Origin of the sequence: Kaustia mangrovi (assembly GCF_015482775.1) — a bacterium.
Lineage (GTDB): Bacteria > Pseudomonadota > Alphaproteobacteria > Rhizobiales > Im1 > Kaustia > Kaustia mangrovi.
This window is the reverse complement of sequence record NZ_CP058214.1, coordinates 1492846-1513912: the sequence shown is the minus strand read 5'-3', so window position 1 is coordinate 1513912 and position 21067 is coordinate 1492846. Positions and strand designations below refer to the sequence as shown.

15 protein-coding genes are annotated in these 21067 nt (G+C 69.1%); 7 read left to right on the top strand and 8 right to left on the bottom strand.

Annotated features, from left to right (window positions below):
• Positions 1-29 precede the first annotated feature (29 nt).
• Complete coding sequence (locus HW532_RS07115; protein ID WP_213163725.1) at positions 30-1004, top strand: crotonase/enoyl-CoA hydratase family protein; 975 nt, start codon at positions 30-32, stop codon at positions 1002-1004.
• 58 nt (positions 1005-1062) lie between these two features.
• Here the strand turns inward: HW532_RS07115 and HW532_RS07110 are convergent, their stop codons facing one another.
• A complete protein-coding gene (locus tag HW532_RS07110; protein ID WP_213163724.1) occupies positions 1063-3393 on the bottom strand; it encodes a putative bifunctional diguanylate cyclase/phosphodiesterase in 2331 nt (776 codons plus the stop codon).
• A 472-nt stretch (positions 3394-3865) separates the two neighbouring features.
• Here HW532_RS07110 and HW532_RS07105 point away from each other — a divergent pair, with 472 nt between their 5' ends.
• Both HW532_RS07105 and HW532_RS07100 read left to right on the top strand, forming a co-directional pair.
• Positions 3866-5242: an amino acid permease gene (locus HW532_RS07105; RefSeq protein ID WP_213163723.1), complete on the top strand. Its 1377-nt coding sequence runs from the start codon at positions 3866-3868 to the stop codon at positions 5240-5242.
• Positions 5243-5248: 6 nt separating this feature from the next.
• A complete protein-coding gene (locus HW532_RS07100; protein WP_213163722.1) occupies positions 5249-6187 on the top strand; it encodes a dimethylarginine dimethylaminohydrolase family protein in 939 nt (312 codons plus the stop codon).
• A gap of 38 nt (positions 6188-6225) precedes the next feature.
• Here HW532_RS07100 and HW532_RS07095 read toward each other — a convergent pair whose 3' ends face one another.
• From HW532_RS07095 to HW532_RS07075, 5 genes are all read right to left on the bottom strand, one after another.
• Positions 6226-7437 carry an efflux RND transporter periplasmic adaptor subunit gene (locus HW532_RS07095; RefSeq protein ID WP_213163721.1) on the bottom strand — a complete coding sequence of 404 codons (1212 nt, stop codon included), beginning with the start codon at positions 7435-7437 and terminating at the stop codon, positions 6226-6228.
• A gap of 7 nt (positions 7438-7444) precedes the next feature.
• Positions 7445-9823 carry an ABC transporter permease gene (locus HW532_RS07090; RefSeq protein ID WP_246479944.1) on the bottom strand — a complete coding sequence of 793 codons (2379 nt, stop codon included), beginning with the start codon at positions 9821-9823 and terminating at the stop codon, positions 7445-7447.
• Between the two features lie 5 nt (positions 9824-9828).
• Entirely contained in the window at positions 9829-10557 is a 729-nt protein-coding gene (locus tag HW532_RS07085) for an ABC transporter ATP-binding protein (RefSeq protein ID WP_213163720.1), read from the bottom strand.
• A gap of 96 nt (positions 10558-10653) precedes the next feature.
• Positions 10654-11565, bottom strand: a complete 912-nt coding sequence (arcC, locus tag HW532_RS07080) for a carbamate kinase (protein ID WP_213163719.1) — start codon at positions 11563-11565, stop codon at positions 10654-10656.
• A gap of 168 nt (positions 11566-11733) precedes the next feature.
• On the bottom strand, positions 11734-12021 hold the full coding sequence (locus HW532_RS07075; RefSeq protein ID WP_246479642.1) for an ArsR/SmtB family transcription factor: 288 nt from the start codon (positions 12019-12021) through the stop codon (positions 11734-11736).
• 173 nt (positions 12022-12194) lie between these two features.
• On the opposite strand from HW532_RS07075, the gene HW532_RS07070 reads away from it, so the two are divergent.
• The 4 genes from HW532_RS07070 to HW532_RS07055 are packed head-to-tail and all read left to right on the top strand — an operon-like array spanning position 12195 to position 18010.
• Positions 12195-13487, top strand: coding sequence for an NAD(P)/FAD-dependent oxidoreductase (locus HW532_RS07070; protein ID WP_213163717.1), 1293 nt, complete (start codon positions 12195-12197; stop codon positions 13485-13487).
• Between the two features lie 40 nt (positions 13488-13527).
• Positions 13528-13731 (top strand): YgaP family membrane protein, encoded by a 204-nt coding sequence (locus HW532_RS07065; RefSeq protein WP_213163716.1) that lies wholly within the window; start codon positions 13528-13530, stop codon positions 13729-13731.
• Between the two features lie 14 nt (positions 13732-13745).
• Positions 13746-14768 carry an efflux RND transporter periplasmic adaptor subunit gene (locus HW532_RS07060; RefSeq protein WP_213163715.1) on the top strand — a complete coding sequence of 341 codons (1023 nt, stop codon included), beginning with the start codon at positions 13746-13748 and terminating at the stop codon, positions 14766-14768.
• A complete protein-coding gene (locus tag HW532_RS07055) occupies positions 14765-18010 on the top strand; it encodes an efflux RND transporter permease subunit (RefSeq protein WP_213163714.1) in 3246 nt (1081 codons plus the stop codon). The genes HW532_RS07060 and HW532_RS07055 overlap by 4 nt, the downstream gene beginning before the upstream one ends.
• A gap of 19 nt (positions 18011-18029) precedes the next feature.
• Here the strand turns inward: HW532_RS07055 and HW532_RS07050 are convergent, their stop codons facing one another.
• Both HW532_RS07050 and HW532_RS07045 read right to left on the bottom strand, forming a co-directional pair.
• Positions 18030-19571 carry a thymidine phosphorylase family protein gene (locus HW532_RS07050; protein ID WP_425491932.1) on the bottom strand — a complete coding sequence of 514 codons (1542 nt, stop codon included), beginning with the start codon at positions 19569-19571 and terminating at the stop codon, positions 18030-18032.
• The gene (locus HW532_RS07045; protein WP_213163713.1) at positions 19568-20932 is read right to left on the bottom strand and encodes an MBL fold metallo-hydrolase RNA specificity domain-containing protein; all 1365 of its coding nucleotides are present in this window, start codon (positions 20930-20932) and stop codon (positions 19568-19570) included. The genes HW532_RS07050 and HW532_RS07045 overlap by 4 nt, the downstream gene beginning before the upstream one ends.
• Positions 20933-21067 lie beyond the last annotated feature (135 nt).

Genomic DNA, 21067 nt, shown 5'->3' with positions numbered 1-21067 from the left:
CGACCAAAATCTCAAAGGGATGCACAGAGATGTCACTATCCAGTTCGCTTGAATACGCGCCGAGACCCGTCGGCTTCGTTCCCGCCGCGGTCTCCCCCGAGCCCGTCAGACAGCCGGATCGCGATACGGGGCTGGTTGCCGACCGGCCACTCTTCGGCCTCGAACAGCTCGAGGTGTCGTGGATGGAGGAGACGGGAACCCTGTGGACCTTCATGCGTCCGCGCGGCCGGCCGAGCTACAATCCCGATCTGCTCAGGGATTTCGAGGCCTGGCAGGCGGGCATCCGGGCGATGTTCGCCGGCCGGCCCCGCGACCTGCGCTATCTGGTGCTCGGTTCGCGCGCGCCCGGCGTCTTCAATCTGGGCGGCGATCTCCACCTGTTCGCACGGAAGATCCGCGAGCGCGATCACGACACGCTGGTCGAGTACGGCAAGCGTTGCGTGCGCATTCTCCATAACAACATGAACGGGCTCGGCCTGCCGGTCATCACCGTCGGGCTCGCCCAGGGAGACGCGCTCGGCGGCGGGTTCGAGTCGCTCCTGTCCTTCAACGTCATCGTTGCGGAACGCGGGGCGAAGTTCGGCCTTCCGGAGAACCTGTTCGGCCTGTTCCCCGGCATGGGCGCCTACAGCCTGCTGGCCCGGCGGATCGGTGCGGCGCGCGCGGAGGAGATGATCCTGACCGGGCGCACATACAGCGCGGAGGAGATGAAGGAGCTCGGCATCGTCCACATTCTGGCGGAGCCGGGGACGGGCATCGAGGAGACCCGGAAATATATCGAGCGCCAGAAGCGCCGGCATGCGGGCCACCGCGCCGTCTATCAGGCGGGACGGGAGGTCAATCCGGTGTCGCTGGACGAACTCGACCGGATCGTCGAGCTCTGGGCGGATGCCTGCATGGAGCTGCGCGAGCAGGAGCTCCGCGTCATGGAGCGGCTCGTCTCCGCCCAGGACCGGCTGGGCGGTGCCGCACAGCCCGTCCGGCCCATGGTGGCGGCCGAATAGGCCGGTGGCGGCTCAGGGGCCGGATGTCCCGCAACGGGATGTCCGGCCCGGCCCTGTCTCAGGCGGTCTCGCGGTGGCGGGATGCGGACCGGGTGAGGCGGTCGTGAATGGCGTCCGCCGGCATGGGCTCGCCGATCAGGTAGCCCTGGGCCTCGTGGCAGCCCTGCGCCTTGGCCTGGGCGAGCTGCTCGGCGGTTTCCACCCCTTCTGCCACGACGATCATCTCCAGGTCCGCGCCGAGGCTCGCGATCGCGTGCACGATGAGTTGCGCCTCGCGGTCATGGCCGATGTCGCGGACGAAGGAGCGGTCGATCTTGATCTTCTGGAACGGGAACTTGCGCAGATAATTGAGCGAGGAGAAGCCGGTTCCGAAATCGTCGAGGGAGATATTGGCGCCCGTCATGACGAGCTGCTCCAGGGCGTGCAGCGTCGTCTCGGTCTCCTCCAGGAGGACCCGCTCGGTGATTTCCAGCTCGAGGCGGTGGGGGGGCAGGCTCGCCTCGGTGAGGGCGGAGAATATCCGCCGGCCGAGCGCACGGTCGCGGAACTGCACCGGCGACATGTTGACCGCGACCCTGACATTGCTCGGCCATGTCGAGGCTTCCTGGCAGGCACGATGCAGCACCCAGTCGCCGAGCGCGGCGATGAGCCCCGTGTCCTCCGCAATCGGGATGAACTCGGAGGGCGGGATGGGACCGCGCTCTGGATGGTGCCAGCGCAGTAGCGCCTCGCATGTGGTGATTTCGCCTGTCGCGAGCTCGATCAGCGGCTGGAAGTGAAGCTCGAAGCCGTCGGTTTCCAGCGCCTCGCGCAGGTCGACCTCGAGCGCGCGGCGCGCATGGGCCCTGTCCTCCATCTCCGGGGAGAAGAAGCGATGGCTGCCGCCGCCATTGCGCTTGGCGGCATAGAGCGCCATGTCGGCCCGCTTGAGCAACTCGTCGGAATTGCTGCCGTCCGCCGGGGCCAGCGCGATGCCGACGGAGGCGGCGATATCGATCCGGTGGCCGTCGATCTCGAAGGGCTCCTCCATCGCCGCGATCACCTGTCGCGCGAGCTGGCGCGCGGTGTAGCGGCTGTCGGCGGAGCAATGCAGGACCACGAACTCGTCGCCGCCGAAGCGCGCGATGAGGTCTGCCGAGCCGATCGCGCCGCGCAGCCGTTCCGACACCTCCACGAGCAGCTTGTCGCCGATGGAATGGCCGAGCGTGTCGTTGATGGACTTGAAGCGGTCGAGATCGACGAGATGCAGGGCGAACGGTGCGGTCCGGAGCCGGTCCGGGTCCAGAAGCCGCGCGATCCGCTCGCGGAAATGGCTGCGGTTGGCGAGGCCGGTCAGCTCGTCGTAATGCGCAAGGTGCGAGATGCGTTCCTGCGCCGCCTTTCGTTCGGTCACGTCCTCCAGGATCACCACGGCCCCGCCATCGGCCATGAGCCGGCGCGACAGGGCGATGATCTGCCCGCCATGCAGCGTCAGGAAGACCTGCCCGTGGGTCTCCTCGCTCAGGGTGCGGACCAGGTCCTGTACGATATGGCGCACCCGCTTGCCGGAATGGTTGCCGGCCCGAATGCTGTGGCGCACCAGCGTGCCGACGCTCGCGCCGACGCGGATCTGCGATCCGTCCAGTCCGAGCATCTCCAGAAAGCGTGCGTTCCACACCTTCAGCCTGTTCTCCGGGTCGAACATGCACAGGCCGTGGGACATGTTGTTGAGCGCGATGTCGAAGCGGTTGGCCTGCTCCTCGAAGCGGGCCGCGAGCGCCGCCTCGCGCCGTGTCATGGTGAGCGCCTGGAGGATGATCTCGCGGATGCTCATCGTGATGTCCACCATGCCGTAGACGAACAGGAGGATGACGAAGCCGAGCGCGTAATAGGCAAGGCCGCCATGGATGAACAGCGCGAGCGACAGGGGCAGCGCGGTGAGGGCGAGCTGGCCGACGGCGATGATCGGCCGGCCGGCATTGCGCCCGGCGATCGCGGCGGCATAGCCCGCCGCCGTCGTCGACACCATGAGATGGAGCGTGAGGTCGTCCGTCCGCAGCAATGTCAGGACGCAGAGCAGGCCCAGCAGGCTGGAGAATACCCACGCGCCGAGCTCGTAGACGAATTCCCATCGCCGCGTCGGGCCGGGTTCGATGGAGCGCTTCGTGCGCTTGTAGACGAGGGCGCAGGCGACCCGCACCATGCCGACGGCGAAGATCGCGACGGAGCAGGCCAGGATCCACGGATCCCCGGCGGCGACCGCGGCCGCCGCCCCGATGATCGAGCAGGCGACCGCGCCCATTGCCAGCGAGGAGAGCGAGCCGAACAGCGACGCGACCAGCGAGGCCCGGATCTCGTCGGGAAGCTGCGCATCGGTCTTGCGTGTCGAGAGAAGCTTCCCGATCAGCATGGTTCGGTCGTCCCGTAAAACTGAACAGAAGAGCGCTGACGCTCTACTGTGTAGGCGCTTTCAGTCTTGGGATGTGCCCCCGGTCAGGCGACAGTCCCCCAGCTTGGCGACTCTCGGTCGGTGATCGCTCCAATTTTAATCGAGCTTTCACTTGTCAGCTCTGGTTATTCGCGCGTGTTATATCAAAAAAAACTTGCCTGTTACCAGAATAAGGCTAGCCAGCAAAGCTTCCGCTGCCAACACCTTTGTGATCGGGAGAAGAGACGCGCCGGGGCGCCCCGGTTTCGCGCCGGGGGTCCGCGGGGCGGTGCTGTGCCGTAGGCGTCCTTGCGGGCGCGAGGATATGAAGGCGGCGGTCTCGCCCAATTGATGCAGATCAGATCGGCGCGCGCGCATCTGTGCCAGCGTGCCGTCCGGTTCGGCGTGCCCGGGGCGGCACGCCCATGGTTCGCCACTTCGAGGGACCGGGGACATGACAACGACGACACAGGTGGAAACGGACGCGGCCGGCGGCCGGGCGGGGCGAAAGCCGGCCAGGGGGCTTGGCCTGTGGATGGCGACCGCGCTGGTGGCGGGCAACATGATCGGCTCCGGCGTGTTCCTGCTGCCGGCCTCGCTGGCGCCGTTCGGCGGGATCAGCATAGTGGGCTGGCTGGTGACCGCGGCGGGCGCGCTGATGCTGGCGCTGGTCTTCGCCAATCTCTCCCGCGTCTTTCCGCGCATCGGCGGCCCCTACGCCTATTCGCGCATGGCCTTCGGCGATTTCATCGGCTTCCAGATGGCCTGGGGCTACTGGATCGCGATCTGGGCGGGCAACGCGGCGATCGCGGTGGCCTTTGTCGGCTATCTCGGCGTGTTCCTGCCGGCGGTCACCGCGAGCCCGTTCGCCTCCATGGCGACCGGCGTCGCCGCGATCTGGGTCCTCACCGGCATCAACAGTCTCGGCGTGCGCGCCGCCGGCTGGGTGCAGCTCGTGACGACCGTCGCGAAGATCCTGCCGCTGCTGGCGGTCGGGCTCGTCGGCATCTTCTGGCTGGAGCCGGCGCACTTCCTGCCGTTCAACGCCACGGGCGGGTCGGCCTTCTCGGCGGTGAACGCCGTCGCCGCGCTGACCCTGTGGGCCTTTCTCGGGCTTGAATCGGCGAGCATCCCGGCCGACGACGTGGAGGCGCCGGAGCGCACCATTCCGCGCTCCACGATCCTCGGCACGCTGATCGCCACGGTCGTCTATGTGCTCGGCACCGTGGCCGTCATGGGCATCGTCCCGCCGGAGACGCTGCAGGCCTCGACGGCGCCCTTCGCCGATGCCGCGCGGGCGATCTGGGGCAGCGGCGCCGGCCAGCTCATCGCCATCGGCGCGCTGTTTTCCACCTTCGGCGCGCTCAACGGATGGATCCTGCTGCAGGGCCAGATCCCGCTCGCCGCCGCCAAGGACAGGCTGTTTCCCGCGCGGTTCGGCGGGGTGTCGGCGAACGGCACGCCGGTCTTCGGGCTCGTCGTCTCCAGCATCCTGGTGACCGTTCTGATGGCCACCAGCTACAGCGAGGGGCTGGTCGGCGTGTTCAACTTCACGCTGCTGCTCGCCACCATGACGACGCTCGTGCCCTACATGTTCACCGCCATGGGCGAGCTCATGCTGTTCTTCCAGAACCGCGAGGCCTTCTCCGGCAAGCGGTTCGCGGGGTCGGGCGTCGTGGCCGTTCTGGCCTTCCTCTACTCCATCTGGGCGGTCGCGGGATCGGGAGAGGATGTCGTGTTCTGGGGCTCGCTGCTGCTGTTTGCGGGCATCCCCGTCTATGTCTGGCTGAAATGGCAGGACCAGGCCGTGCAATCGCAGGACAGGAGGTAAGGGATCATGTTTCTCGGCTTTCAATCGGATACGGGGCCGCTGGCCAGGCTGGTCGTCAAGCATGTGCGCGACGCGTTCGTGAGCGAGGCGAAGATCGATGCGGAATGGCGCTCGCTCGGCTATACGGCCAGGCCCGACCTGGCGCGCGCCATCGACCAGTATGACGCCTTCGTCGCGGCGATCCGCCAGCTCGCGCCGGAGGTGGAGATCGACTTCCTGGAGGCCGACGGGACGACGACGCTCGATTCGCTCTATCCGCGCGACGCCGCGATCGCGACGTCCAAGGGCATGGTGCTCTGCAATATGGGCAAGCCGGCACGGGCGGGCGAGCCCGCGGCGGAGGGGCAGCTCTTTTCGCAAGCCGACATCCCGGTCTGCGGCGCGATCTCCGGGGCGGGCCATATCGAGGGCGGCGACGTGGCCTGGATCGACGAGCACACGCTCGCGGTCGGCCGCGGCTATCGCACCAATGAGGAGGGCATCCGCCAGCTCCGGGCGCTTCTCGGCGACGCCGCGGAGATCGTGCGCGTGCCGATGCCGCATTATCGCGGGCCCGGCGACGTGTTCCACCTGATGTCGATCCTCAGCCCCATAGACCGCGATCTGGCGCTCGTCTACTCGCCGCTGATGGTCGTGCCGTTCCGAGAGATTCTTCTGGAGCGCGGCATCGGGCTCGTCGAGGTGCCCGACGAGGAGTTCGACTCCATGGGCTGCAACGTGCTCGCCGTCGCGCCGCGCAAATGCGTGATGATCGACGGCAATCCCGTGACCCGCCGGCGGCTGGAGGAGGCGGGCTGCGAGGTCGTCGCTATCGACGGCAGCGAGATCTGCAGCAAGGGCGCCGGCGGGCCGACCTGCCTGACCCGCCCGATCCTGCGCCAGTGCGAGGACGTCGCCGGTACGGGCACGGCCCGCAGCGCCGGGACGCCTCAGCCGGCCGCGTAACGACGCCTGGGGGGCGAAAGCGGACGGCGCGGCAAGTCCTATCTCTGGGACACTGCCGTGCCGTCTGCGATCCGCTCGCTCGGATAGAGCACGACGCGGTCCCCCGCCGCGAGCCCGCCGCGGATCTCCGCGGACAGCCCGTTGCGGGCGCCGACCTCCACAGGGCGCAGCCGCGCCTGTCCGTCCTCGGCGACGAAGACCGCCCATTGCTCGCCATCGCGGAACAGCGCGCCGAGCGGCACCTGCAGCACGTCGCCCTCGAACAGGATCACCCGCACATCGACGCGATAGCCGTGGCCCAGCCGGCGCCAGGCCTCGCGCGCGGGCGTGAAATCCAGCACGACGTCGACGCGCTGCTCCTCGATGCCGAGGGCGGAGACCTCCGTGCGTCCGAAGGGCTCGACCCGGCGCACCGTCGCGTCGAGATCCGGCCCGCCCCAGCCGGCGATGATGGCCTTCTGGCCGGGCTCGATGCCGACGGCGTCCTCCGACAGGAGATCCACCACCACCTCCAGATTGCCCGGATCGCCGATTTCCAGCAGCGGCGTTCCCGCCTCGATGACGCCCGCGCTCTCGCGCACCACATGGAGGACCACGCCGCCCACGGGCGCGGTCACGGTCACGCAGTCGCAATCGTCGTCGCGCTTGGCGATGCGGGCTTCCAGCTCCTCGCGCGACAAGAGGCGCGAGCGGGCGCGGGCGAGCTCGTGCTCGCGCATCTCCAGCGTTGCCCGCGCGGTCGCGAGATTGGCATGGGCCACGCGCTGGGCGCGCTGGGCGTCGTCGAGCGAGCGCTGGGAGATATTGTCCTCCTTGATGAGGCGCTGCGCGCGCTCCAGCTCCGCCGCGGCGAAGGCGAGGTCGGCCTCGGCACGCTCCAGATCGGCGGCGGCGAGGTCGCGGGCGGCGCGCGCGGCCTCGATGGCGGCGCGCTGTTCGGCCTGCGAGCGCACGTCGAGAAAGGCGGGCGGGGCGGGCTCGATCCGGGCGAGGACCGTGCGGTTGGCCTCCACCGGGTCGCCGGCCTCCGCGTCGATGCGCTGGAGATAGCCGCCGACCGGCGCATGGAGCGTGTAGACGTCGCGCACCCGCGCTTCGCCCTCGTCGTCCACGGTGACGCGCAAGAGCCCCGTCCGGGCGGTCGCGAGGTCGACGAGGACCGGCTGCGGCCTCAGGGCATAGGCGATGGCGGCGGCGAGCGCCACGCCGAGCACCCCCCAGATCAGAACCCTGCGCATGGCGACGCTCATGGTTCGCCTACTCCCTTGTCTTCAGGACCCCGACGAGGTCCAGTCGGTCGAGCCGGCGGCGCACGAAGGCGGCGCAGACCACGGTGGAGGCTAGTGCGATCAGCGCCGCCTTGCCATAGGTTGCATCGAGGATCACGAGCGGCACGCGGAACAGCTCCGTCTCGAAGGCGCTGGTGAGATACCAGGCGAGCCCGAAGCCGGTCGCGGAGCCGAGCGGAATGGAGAGCCAGGTGAGGAGCCCGATCTCGCCGAGCAGGATGTAGGAGATCTCCCAGCGGCTGAACCCCAGGACGCGCAGCGTGGCGAGCTCGCGCGCGCGTTCCGACAGCGCGATGCGCACCGAGTTGTAGGTCACGCCGATGGACAGGATCGTGGCGAAGGCGATGAAGAAGCCGACGAAGATGTACATGGTCGAGCCCATCGTCTCGTAGAAGGTGTCGATGGCGGCCTGCCGGAACAGGATGGAAGCGACATAGGGAATGTCCTTGAGCTCGCGCAACAGGGCCGGGCGCTGCGCGTCGTCGACGGCGATGTTGAGGCCGGAGATCACCCGGCCGTCGTTCATCAGCCGGTTGAGGGTCGAAAGCTCCATATAGGCGGGTGTGCCCATATAGGTGTCGAAGATCCGAACGACCGGCAGGGAGAGCCGGGCCTGCCGGCCCTCCAGGATCTCCACCTCGACCTCGTCGCCCATATGTGCGTCCAGGATCTCGGCGAGCTTGCGCGACAGGGTGAGGCCGCCGGGCGGGACCTCTATCTCGCCGCGCTCGGTGTCGTAGACGGGGCTCAGCGTCGCGCCTGCCGGCACGCCCATGATGCCCTGCCGCTTGGAGAGATGGCCATGGCGGAAGCGCGCCGACACGCTGCGATAGGGTTCGGCGGCCATGACGCCCGGCAGGTGCTTGAAGCTCTGCACGGTGACGACCGGCTGCACGTCGTTGAACGAGACGGCGGCGTCCTGATGCTGGCTGCGGATGAAGGCGGTGTCCACGAGGCTGTCTATGGCGTCGAGCCATTGCAGCGCCATGATCAGCACGGCGATGGACATGGCGAGCCCGGCGCTGGCCATGAAGGCGCGTAGCGGCCAGCGCAGGATGCGCCGGAAGATCATGCGCGTGGGCTCGTCGAGCAGTTTCGCGAAGGCCGCGCGCGAGAGCCATGACTGGCGGTAGACCGGCGGGGCGGGCGGCAGCATGGCCTCCGCCGGGGGCAGCGCGACCGCCCGGCGCACGGCGACCAGGCTGCCGGCGAGCGCGGCGCCGAGGCTCACCGACCCGGCGATGAGGAAGCTCGTCGGCCCGGGCCTGTAGAGCAGGAAGGGGAAGCGGTAGAACTCCGCATAGAGCGTGGTGTTCCAGTGGCCGAGCCAGGCGCCGAGCGCCGAGCCGAGGCCGACGCCGATGCCGCCGATCACCAGCACCATCTTGGCGTAGTGCCAGCCGATCTCCCAGTTGCCGTAGCCGAAGGCCTTCAGCAGGCCGATCTCGCGGCGCTCCGTCTCGATCAGGCGCGCCATCACCATATTGGTCAGGAAGGCGGCGACGGCGAGGAAGATGGTCGGCAGGAGGCTCGCCATGTTCTCCTGCTGGGTGATCTCGTTCTGCAGGAACCAGTTGGAGGTCTGGTCGGCGCGCGCATAGGCGCCGGTGCCGCCATAGGGGGCGATGAGCGTGTCGAGCCGGGCGATCACCTCGTCGGGGCTCGAGCCGCGCAGCAGGCCGATGGTGACGCTGTTGAAGCTTTCCTTCAGGTCGAAGGCCGCCGCCAGCGCGTCGCGGCCCATCCACATGACGCCGAAGCGCTTGTCGTCCGGCATCAGCCCGCCGGGCGCGATGGCATAGACGAATTCCGGGCTGAGCGCCGTGCCCACCACGTCGAGCGTGCGCTTGCGGCCGCGCAGGATGGCGGAGAAGCTGTCGCCGGGCCTGAGCCCGTGGGCCTCCGCGAAGGGCTCGCTCACGACCACCTCGTCGGGCCGGTCGGGCTCGGCGAGCCGGCCGGAGCGCAGGACGAGCGTGTTCATGAGCTGCGGCCCGTGGCCGGGCAGCGAGATCACCTGGCCGATCACCGGCTCCGCGAAGTCCGGCATGTCGAGGATGGCGCCCTCGGAAATGCGCGTCTCCACGAGCCGGACGCCCGGGATCTCCGCGATGTCGCGGGCCAGCCGTTCCGGCGCGCGCTTCACCTCGGCGAACACGTCGGCAAAGCGCGTGCGCTCGTAATAGGCTTCCGTCGTCTCCTTGAGCGCCTCGATGGTGGACAGCGCCATGATCAGGAGCGCGGCGCCCGACGCGATGACGAGCGCGATGGCGACGAGCTGGGCCCGGAGGCGCCAGAGCTCGCGGAGGAGTTTCCGGTTGAGGCTGGTCATGCCGAGGCCGGTCATGGCGCTCACCAGACGAGCTCGCCGGGCTCGCGCCGGGTTTCGTTGACGCGCTGCTCCACGATCCGCCCGTCGGCGAACTGCAGCACGCGGTGGGCGATATCGCCGATGACGGCATTGTGCGTGATGAGCGCGGTCGTGGTGCCGAGCTCGCGATTGACCCGCATGATGGCCTCCAGAACCAGGATGCCGGTCTTGCTGTCGAGCGCGCCCGTCGGCTCGTCGCACAGCAGGAGGTCGGGCCGCTTGGCGATGGCGCGCGCGATGGCCACGCGCTGCTGCTCGCCGCCGGAAAGCTGGGCGGGGAAATGGTCGAGCCGGGCGCCGAGGCCGACGAGCTCCAGCGCCTCGGCCGGCGACATGGGATCGCGCGCGATCTCGGTCACGAGCGCCACGTTCTCGCGCGCCGTCAGGCTCGGGATGAGATTGTAGAACTGGAACACGAAGCCGACATGGTCGCGGCGATAGCGGTTGAGCGCGCGCTCGCCGCCCTCCGCGAGGTCGCGGCCCTGGAACAGGACGTGCCCGGCGGTGGGAATATCGAGGCCGCCCAGTATGTTGAGCAGGGTCGACTTGCCGCTGCCCGACGGGCCGAGCAGGATCGCCATCTCGCCCTCATAGAGGTCGACATCGACGCCGCGCAGGGCCTGAACCTCGACCGCCCCCATATGGTAGATCTTCGTCAGGCCCCGCGCGGACAGCGCGACGCGCGGCGTGTCGGCGTCCTGGCGTGTCATGCGGGCGATGGCCTTCCGGGGCGGGGCATTTCGGTGTCCTTCTGCGCGTGGCGGACAGTGAGGGGCCGTGTCGGGAGGCCACCTGGATGTCCGGCCTCAGCCGGGCTTGACCAGCGTGCCGGCACGACCCTCCAGGATGGCGCGCGCGTCCCGAAGCCGCCCGATGCCGGCCATAGTACCCGTTGCCTCCACGAAGTCACAGGCCGCCTCGACCTTGGGGCCCATGGAGCCCGCCGCGAAGGCCATGGCGCGAAGCTCGCGCGGCGCGGCGGTGCGGATCGCCTCCCGGTCCGGCGTGTCCCAGCCGCGGAACACTGCCTCCACATCGGTCAGCATGAGGAAGGCGTCGGCGCGGAGGTCGCGCGCGAGAAGGCCAGACGCGCGATCCTTGTCGATGACCGCCTCGACGCCCTCCATGCGGCCGGAGGCGGAGCGCACCGTCGGAATGCCGCCGCCGCCCGCGCAGATGACGATAATGCCGGCCTCCACCAGCAGGCGGATCGTGTCGAGCTGGGTGATGCGCCGGGGCAGGGGCGAGGGGACGACGCGGCGCCAGTGGCCCGTCTCCTCCTCCACCATGGCCCAGCCGCTATGCGCGCGCACGCGCTCGGCTTCCGCGCCTTCATAGACCGGTCCGATGGGCTTGGTGGGGTTGCCGAAGGCCGGGTCGTCGCGGTCGACCTCCACCTGCGTGAGCAGGGTCGCGCAGCGGGCGCCCTCCGGCAGGGCGTTCATCAGCTCCTGTTCGACCAGATAGCCGATCATGCCCTCGCTCTCCGCGCCCAGCACGTCGAGCGGGTAGGGGGCGACGTCGCGATAGGCGGCCGCCTGGAGGGCGAGCAGGCCGACCTGCGGCCCGTTGCCATGGGCGACCACGATGTCGTGGTCGGCCGCGAGGTCGGCGAGGGCGGCGGCCGCGAGGCGCACATTGGCGCGCTGGACGTCCGCCGTCATGGGTTCCCCGCGCTTCAGGAGCGCATTGCCGCCAAGCGCCACAACGATCCGCATATGCTCATCCCCCGCGATTGTCCGGGCCCGGGCCCGGGCCCGCGAGACCGCCCCGCATTCGCCGCCCATGCGATCCCGTGTAGGCGGCGGGCGCCGGCGGCGCCTTGATCCACCGCAAGGCGTCTCACGGAACGGGCCCGGCGTCCATGGGGACGGGGCGGGGCAGGTTCAGCGTTTGCCGTTGCAGAAGGCGGCGTGCAGCGCGTCGACCACGGTCAGCACCTCCGGGCGGGTGATCCGGTAGAAGACGGTCGTGCCCTGGCGGCGGGACTCGACCAGCCCGTCGGCGCGCAGCCGCATCAGTTGCTGGGACATGGGCACCTGCCCGATGCCGAGCTCGTCGCGCAACTCGGCGACGGACTTCTCCTCCTGGCCCAGCGCGCACAGCACCAGCAGCCGCTGGGGATGCGACAGGCTGCGCAGGAAGTCGGCCGCCTCCGTTGCGGCGGGAATCATTTCCGATACATTCATACTATTGAATTTAAAATATTTGAATGTTATGTGCAAGCATAACGGTCCCTCGCCCGGGATTGACCCGGATCAAGGCGCAGGAGGGCCGAAGCGTGAAAGAATACAGGGGTACGGCCAGACGGCACCCCGACAAGAACCATGCGAATGGAGGAAGGGCTGTGGCACATATTGTCGTACTGGGCGCCGGTCTCGGCGGCGTCATCATGGCATACGAGATGAAGGCGCGGGCGCGCGCGCAGGACGAGGTCACGGTGGTGACGCTGGGGTCGACCTACTCCTTCGTGCCGTCCAATCCGTGGGTGGCCGTCGGCTGGCGCGAGCCGGACGACATCGCCGTCGACCTCGACGCCGCCTTCGGCCGCCGCGACATCCGGCTGAGGCCGGAGGGCGCCAGGCGCGTCCACCCGAACGAGAACCGGCTGGAGCTGAACGACGGCAGCTCGCTGTCCTACGACTATCTGGTCATCGCGACCGGGCCGGACCTCGCCTTCGACGAGATTCCGGGGCTCGGGCCGGACGGCCACACGACCTCCGTCTGCCAGGTGGATCACGCCCTGGAGGCGAAGACGGCCTTCGACGCGCTCGTCCGGTCGCCGGGGCCGGTCGTCGTCGGCGCCGTGCAGGGCGCGTCGTGCTTCGGTCCGGCCTACGAGTTCGCCTTCATCCTGGAGACCGCGCTGCGCAACGCGAAGGTCCGCGACCGCGTGCCGATGACCTTCGTCACGCCGGAGCCCTATGTCGGCCATCTGGGGCTCGACGGGGTGGGCGACACCAAGGGCCTGCTGGAGAGCGCGCTGCGCGAGAAGCACATCAAGTGGATCACCAATGCGCGGGTCGCCTCCGTGGAGGACGGCACCATGCATGTTGAGGAGATCGGCGGCGACGGCGAGGTCAAGGCCACCCACGACCTGCCCTTCGCCTATTCCATGATGCTGCCGGCCTTTCGCGGGGTTCCCGCCGTCCACGGCATCGAGGGGCTGGTCAATCCGCGCGGCTTCGTCACCATCGACGAGCATCAGCGCAACAAGGCCTTCCCGAACGTCTTCGCCATCGGCGTCTGCGTCGCCATCCCCCCGGTCGGCGAGACGGCGGTGCCGGTCGGCGTGCCCAAGACGGGCTTCATGATCGAATCCATGGCGACCGCGGCGGCGGAGAACATCGCCGCGCTGATCGCCGGCGGGGAGCCGCGCGCGGTGGCGAGCTGGAACGCCGTGTGCCTGGCCGATTTCGGCGACGGCGGCATCGCCTTCGTGGCCCAGCCGCAGATCCCGCCGCGCAATGTGAGCTGGTCCTCTCAGGGCCGCTGGGTGCATGCCGCCAAGATCGGCTTCGAGAAATACTTCCTGCGCAAGGTCCGGCAGGGCCAGAGCGAGACCTTCTACGAGAATCTCGTCCTCGACATGCTGGGCATCAGGAAGCTCAAGGAGATCCACACCGAGCCGGCGGACTAGGACGGTCCCCCGCGCCCCGGGCGAGCCAAGGGAGAAGGAAATGACGATCGATCGCGCAGTCTTGATGTTTGCCGGGATCATGGTGCTCATATCCCTGGCGCTGGGGCTCTTCGTGTCGCCCTACTGGTTCCTGCTGACCGCCTTTGTCGGGGCGAACATGATGCAGGCCTCCGTCACCGGTTTCTGCCCGGCCGCCCGGCTGTTCAAGGCGCTGGGCTTCAAGCCCGGCGTCGCCTTCGAATAGGCTCGGGGGGCCGAATGCGACAGGGGCAGCATCTGCGGGGCCTGGCGCTCATCGCGGCACTCAGCGCGGCACTCCTCGCCGCGTCGCCGGCGGCGGCGGAGGACTTTACCGTCCACGCGACCGAGATCGCCGAAACGAAGGCCGTCTTCGGCCAGGTGGAAAGCCGCACCGTCGTGCCGGCGCGGGCGCGTATCGGCGGCACGGTGCGCGAGATCCACGTCACCGAGGGCAGCGAGGTGGAGAAGGGCGAGCCGGTCGCGCTGGTCGTCGACGACAAGATCGCGCTGGAGCTCAACGCCGCCCAGGCGCGCATCGAGGCGCTCAATTCGGAACTGGAGAACGCCCGCGCCGAGCTCGACCGCGCCCAGCGGCTGATCGAGGGCGGATACGCCACCCAGAGCCGGCTCGACCAGGCCAAGACCGCCTATGACGTGGTCGTCAACCAGGTCGCCGCCTCCAAGTCGGAGAAGGCGGTCATCGAGCAGCGCGCCAAGGAGGGCGAGGTGCTGGCGCCGGAGACAGGCCGCGTCCTCACCGTTCCCGTGACGCCGGGCTCGGTGGTGCTCGCCGGCGAGACCGTCGCGCGCATCGCGAGCGGCCACTACTATCTGCGCCTGTCGCTGCCCGAACGCCACGCCTCCGAGATCGTGGAGGGCGACAGCGTGTCCATCGGCCGGCGCGGCCTCACCCCCGCCGATGCCGGCGAGGAGGCGGACCAGCGCACCGGCCGGGTCGTCAAGGTCTATCCCGAAATCGCCGACGGGCGCGTCATCGCGGATGTCGAGGTCGGCGGGCTCGGCGACTATTTCGTGAACGAGCGCACGCTGGTGCGCATCCCCGTGGCCCGGCGCACGGTCCTCGCGGTGCCGCCCGAGGCGGTCAGCACGCGCCACGGCATCGACTATGTGCGCCTCGCGACGCCGGAGGGCGAAAGCGACGTCGCCGTCATTCTCGGCGAGCGCTTCGAGGATGCGGACGGCCCGCGGGTCGAGGTCCTGACCGGGCTGCGCGACGGCGACCGGGTCGTTCTGCCATGAAGCTCGGGATCGCCGGCCGCCTGACACAGGCCTTCATCGCCTCGCCGTTGACGCCGCTGTTCCTGCTGGCCTCGCTCGCGCTCGGCCTCGTCGCCCTCGTGACGCTGGCGCGCGAGGAGGAGCCGCAGATCTCGGTGCCCATGGTCGACATCCATGTGGAGGCCAACGGGCTGAAGGCGGAGGACGCGGTCAAGCTCGTCACCGAGCCGCTCGAGACCATCGTGAAGAGCATAGACGGCGTGGAGCACGTCTATTCCCAGACCCAGGACGACGGCGTTCTGGTGACGGCGCGCTTCCTCGTCGGCACGAGCTCTGACGCCGCGATCCTGAGGGTGCACGAGAAGATCCGCGCCAATATGGACCGCATCCCGGTCGGCATTCCCGAACCGCTCATCGTCGGGCGCGGCATCGACGACGTGGCCATCGTGGTGGTCACCCTCGCGCCGGAGCCGGACGCGGCGGATCTGTGGACGGAGAACGGCCTCACCCGGCTCGCCCGCGAACTCCAGGTGGAGGTCGCCAAGCTCCCCGATATCGGCCTCACCTACATTGTCGGCCAGCAGCCGGAGGAGATCCGCGTCGAGCCCGACCCGGAGACGCTGTCGCTCTACGGCATCACGCTGAACCAGCTCTCCGCCAAGGTCGCCGGCGCGAACCGGTCCTTCCAGGCGGGCCGCGTGCGCGAGGAGGGCGGCCAGCACACGCTCGTCGCCGGCCAGACGCTGCAGACCATGTCGGAGATCGGCAACCTCCTGGTCACCGCGCGCGACGGGCGGCCTGTCTATGTCCGCGACGTCGCCGATATCGTGCTCGCGACGGACCCCAACGAGACGCTGGTGCGCGAGGTGCGCAAGACCGACGGAGGGCTTGAGCGCGTGCCGGCCGTCTCGCTCGCCATCGCCAAGCGGCCCGGCACCAATGCCGTCGTCATTGCCGATGCCATCATCGAGCGGCTGGAACAGGTGCGCGGCCAGATCTTCCCCGAGGACGTGGAGATGACGGTCACGCGGGACTATGGCGAGTCCGCGAACGAGAAGGCCAACGAGCTCCTGTTCCATCTGGCGCTCGCCACGGTCTCCATCGTCGTGCTGATCGCCATCGCCATCGGCTGGCGCGAGGCGCTGGTGACGCTCGTCGTCATCCCGACGACCATCCTGCTTACGCTGTTCGCGGCCAAGCTCATGGGCTACACCATCAACCGGGTGAGCCTGTTCGCGCTGATCTTCTCCATCGGCATTCTCGTCGACGACGCCATTGTGGTGATCGAGAACATTGCGCGCCACTGGGCCATGAAGGACGGCCGGCCGCGGGCGAGGGCGGCCATCGAGGCGGTGGCGGAGGTCGGCAATCCGACCATCGTGGCGACCCTCACCGTGATCGCCGCGCTCCTGCCCATGCTGTTCGTCTCCGGGCTGATGGGCCCCTATATGGCGCCGATCCCGGCCAATGCCTCGGCCGCCATGGTGTTCTCCTTCTTCGTCGCGGTGATCGTGACCCCGTGGCTCATGATGAAATTCGTCGCGGGGCATGCGGGTGATGAGGGCGGAGACGGCGCGCATGGCGAAGGCGGCGGGCGCCTGGGGCGCTTCTATGTCGCCGTCGCGCGCCCGCTGATCGCGACGCCCCTGCGGTCCTGGATCCTGCTTGCGGTCGTCGGCGTGGCGACGCTTGCCTCCCTGTCGCTGTTCTATACCGAGCATGTCACCGTCAAGCTCCTGCCCTTCGACAACAAGACGGAGCTCAAGGTCATGGTCGACCTGCCGGAAGGATCGGCGGTGGAGGACACTGACCGCGCGCTCCAGCGCGTCGTCGACCGGCTCGAGACGCTGCCGGAGGCCGTCTCCTACGAGACCTATGCGGGCACCGCCTCGCCGTTCAATTTCAACGGGCTGGTGCGCCATTACTATCTGCGCTCCTCGCCCGAGCTCGGCGACGTGCAGGTCAATCTCCTGCCCAAGGGCGAGCGCGACCGCACGAGCCACGAGATCGCGCTGGACATTCGCGCGCGGATCGCGGATCTCGACCTGCCCGACGGCACGGTGACCCGGGTGGTGGAACCGCCGCCCGGCCCGCCCGTCCTGGCGACGCTGCTCGCGGAGATCTACGGCCCCGATCCGGAGACGCGGCGCGCGGTGGCGCGCAAGGTGCGCGAGATCTTCGAGGAGGTGCCGTTCATCGTCGATGTCGACGATTCCTTCGGTTCGCCGGCGGAGCGCGTGCGCATCGCCATCGACCAGGACAATCTGGAATATTACCGGGTCGAGCAGGGCGACGTGTATGACACGATCGGCGCCTTCTATGGCGGCCAGACCGTCGGCTACTCCCATCGCGGCGGCGGGCGCCATCCGATCCCGATCCGCATCGCGCTCTCCAAGGGCCGCAAGGTGGTGGACGAGCGCACGCTGGCGACCCCCGTTCCCGCCAACGCGCTGCCGGGAGACCGCAGCGTGGTCGAGCTCGGCGATGTCGTGACCGTGGCGCGCGAGCCCGCCTCCTATCTGATCTTCCGCCACAATGGCCGGGCGACCGACATGGTCATGGCCGAGCTCGCCGGCGAATACGAGGCGCCGGTCTACGGCATGCTCGCCGTCTCCGACGCCATCGCGAAGGCCGACTGGGGCGACGTGCCGAAACCGGTCATCGCGCTGCACGGCCAGCCGGAGGACGAGACGCATCCGACGCTCCTGTGGGACGGGGAGTGGGAGGTCACCTGGGTCACCTTCCGCGACATGGGGGCGGCCTTCATGGTGGCGATCCTCGGCATCTACATCCTGGTCGTCGCCCAGTTCGGTTCCTTCAAGCTGCCTCTGGTGATCCTGACACCGATCCCGCTGACCTTGATCGGCATCATGCTCGGCCACTGGCTGTTCGACGCGCCGTTCACCGCGACCTCCATGATCGGCTTCATCGCGCTCGCCGGCATCATCGTGCGCAACTCCATCCTGCTGGCCGACTTCATCCGCCATGTGGGCAACCCCGACCGGCCGCTCCTCGACGTGCTGCTGGAGGCCGGGGCGATCCGCTTCAAGCCGATCCTGCTGACGGCGCTCGCCGCCATGATCGGCGCGGCGGTGATCCTTGCCGATCCGATCTTCCAGGGGCTCGCCATCTCGCTCCTGTTCGGGCTGGCCTCCTCCACCGCGCTCACCGTTCTGGTGATCCCGGCGATCTACATGGCGCTGAGGGGCGGGCGGCAGGCCGGGACCGGCGGCGACGGGCCGGAGACGGAAGCGGCGGGGTGAGGCGCGCCGCCCCCTGTCGTCAGTCCCCGGAGATCTCGACGATGTCGCCGTTCGCCGCCACATAGGCGAGGCTGTAGTCGAGCTCGCCAGGCGTTTCCGCATGCACCGTATAGAGGGGCTCGCCCGCCTCGACCCTCGTGTCGAGATGGACATGCAGCTCCACGCCCGCCGCCTTGTCGTCGGGCGCGCCGGCGAGCTTGGCGACCTGTGCCAGCCGGCGGTTGTCGATGCCCGTGACGATGCCGGACCGGCGCGCGGGCACGGGGCGGCGGTGGAAGGAGCGGGGCGGCTCGCGCATGCCGCCCTGGGCCTCGCAGATGCGCTGGAAGGTCGCCCAGGCGCGGCCGTCCCGCAATGTCGCCATGGCCTCCGCGCGGCCCTCGCCCTCGCCCGCCGCGCCGCCCAGCTCCAGAAGGGCGCCGGCGAGCGTGACGGCGCGCTCGCGCAGGTCCGCCGGCGCGTCGGGCAGGGTCTGCAGGACGGCGAGGACGTCGCGCGCCTCCAGCGCCGGCCCGATGCCGCGCCCGACCGGCTGGCGCCCGTCGGAGACCAGGATCCTCGTCTTGAGCCCGAAGGCTTCGGCGACCGCGGTGAGGCTCTCCGACAGCACGGCGGCGGCCCCGTCGCTGCGCACCTTGGCGGTCGGGCCGACCGGGAGGTCGAGGACGACATGGGTCGAGCCCGCCGCGATCTTCTTCGACAGGACGGAGGCGACGAGCTGGCCCTCGCTGTCGAGGTCGAGCGCGCGCTCCACGCGGATCAGCGTGTCGTCGGCGGGACTGAGATGCACCGCGCCGCCCCAGACGATGCAGCCGCCGGCATGCTCGACCACGCGCCGCATGGCCGGAATGTCGAGATTGACCGGCGCGAGCGTCTCCATCGCGTCGGCCGTGCCGGCGGGCGAGGTGATGGCGCGCGAGGAGGTCTTCGGCATGGTCAGGCCGCGCGCGGCGACGATGGCGACCACGATGGGCGTCGTCCGGTTTCCGGGCAGCCCGCCGACGCTGTGCTTGTCGACGACGGGCCAGGCGTCCCAGCTCAACCGGTCGCCGGCGTCCGTCATCGCCCCGGTGAGCGCGATCATCTCGTCGAGGTCGAGCGGCCGCGCCGAACAGGCGGTGATGAAGGAGGACAGATGGATGTCGGAATACCGCCCGCCGACGATGTCCGTCACGATCTCGGTCAGGGCGGAGGCGTCGAGCCGCTCGCCATAGACCTTGCCGCGCACCTTGCTCAGCGATCCGATGGGGCGGGGATGGCTGGCGGAGATCGTCTCGCCGTCGACGACCCCGAGGCGGCGCCATGCCGCCTCCGAGAGGCCGGCCTCGTTGTGGCCCAGGAACGTGCCGGACACCTGGTACAGCGTCGCGATGATCGAGCGGCTGGCGCTGGTCAGCCTTATCCGCGCATGGGCCGTGAAGCCCTCCGAGCGGCAGACCGGGCAGTCGTCGCGCATGAGCACGACGGCCTCGTGCTGCGTGTCGAGGCCGAGGCGGCGGACATGCAGCTCGTGGTCGGCCGTGCTCAGGGCCGCCATTTCCTCTCCGTGCTTGCCGGTCATGCGAGCTCCACGTCGGAACGGTATTCAGGAACCGTGGCGGGCCAGCCCAGCTCCTCCTCGATGCGGTGGCGCAGCGCGTCGGAGGCGGCCGCCTCGCCATGGGTGACGAAGGTCATGAGCGGCGGGGCCTCGAACTGGCCGAGCCACGACATGATCTCCTCGGCGTCCGCATGGGCGGACAGCATCTGGAGATTGGCCACCTTCGCGCGGATCGGCACGTACTGGCCATGTATCTTCACGCGTTCGGCGCCCGATGTCATGGCGTCGCCGCGCGTTCCCCCCGCCTGGAAGCCGGCGAACAGGATCGTGTTGCGCGGGTCGGGCGCGTAGTATTTCAGGTGGTGGAGCACCCGTCCGCCGGTCGCCATGCCGCTGGCGGAGAGGATGATCTTGGGGTCGCGGTTGCGGTCGAGCGCCTTGGAGTCCTCCACCTCGCGGACATACTGCACCATGGCGAAGATCTTGCGGCACTGGTCCTCGGAGAGCTTGTGGTCCTCGCCATGGCTGCGGAAGATCTCGCTGGCGTCGATGGCCATCGGGCTGTCGAGATAGATCGGCAGGTCGGGAATGCGCTTCTGCATCTTCAGCCGCGCCAGGTGGTAGAGCAGCGTCTGGGTGCGCCCGACGGCGAAGGCCGGGATCAGCACGGTGCCCTTCTGCAGGGCGGTCTGCGTGACGATCTCGGCGAGCACCGCCTCCGGGTCCTCGTCGTCGTGGCGGCGGTTGCCGTAGGTCGATTCGACCAGCAGGTAGTCGGCGCGGCGCACCGGCGTGGGGTCGGGCAGGGTGGCGCTGTCCGGCCGGCCGAGATCGCCGGAGAAGACGATGGTGCGGCCCGCGCAGGTCACCTCCACGATGGAGGCGCCGAGGATGTGCCCGGCCGGCAGGAAGCGTGCATGGACCGGCCCCTCGACCGCGACGTCGCGGCGGAACGGCACCGCGGCGAACTGGCCGAGCGAGCGTTCGGCGTCCTCCTGGGTGTAGAGCGGCAAAGCGGGGCGATGCTTGGAGAAGCCGTGCCGGTTGGCGAACTCGGCGTCCTTCTCCTGCAGGTAGCCGCTGTCCGGCAGCAGGATCTCGCACAGGTCGCGGGTGGCGTCGGTGCAGATGATGCGTCCGGAAAACCCGTTCCTGACCAGCAGCGGAAGATAGCCGGAATGGTCGATATGGGCATGGGTGAGGAGCACCGCGTCGATCGTCCTGGGATCGATCGGCAGCGGTGCCCAGTTGCGCAGGCGCAGTTGCTTGTAGCCCTGGAAGAGGCCGCAATCGACGAGGATCCGCGCGCCGTCGGCCTCCAGAAGATATTTCGATCCGGTCACCGTTCCGACGGCGCCGAGAAAGGTCAGCCTGATACTCATGGCGCTCCCTGGGAATCGCTCCTTGTCATCTCAGTGATGTATATCAGGGCCCCGCGTGCGGCACCCGATATTCTCCCCGTTCCCGGAACGGTTCCCCGCCGTTTCCGGGACGTTCTCGGGATGGTTCCGCAATTT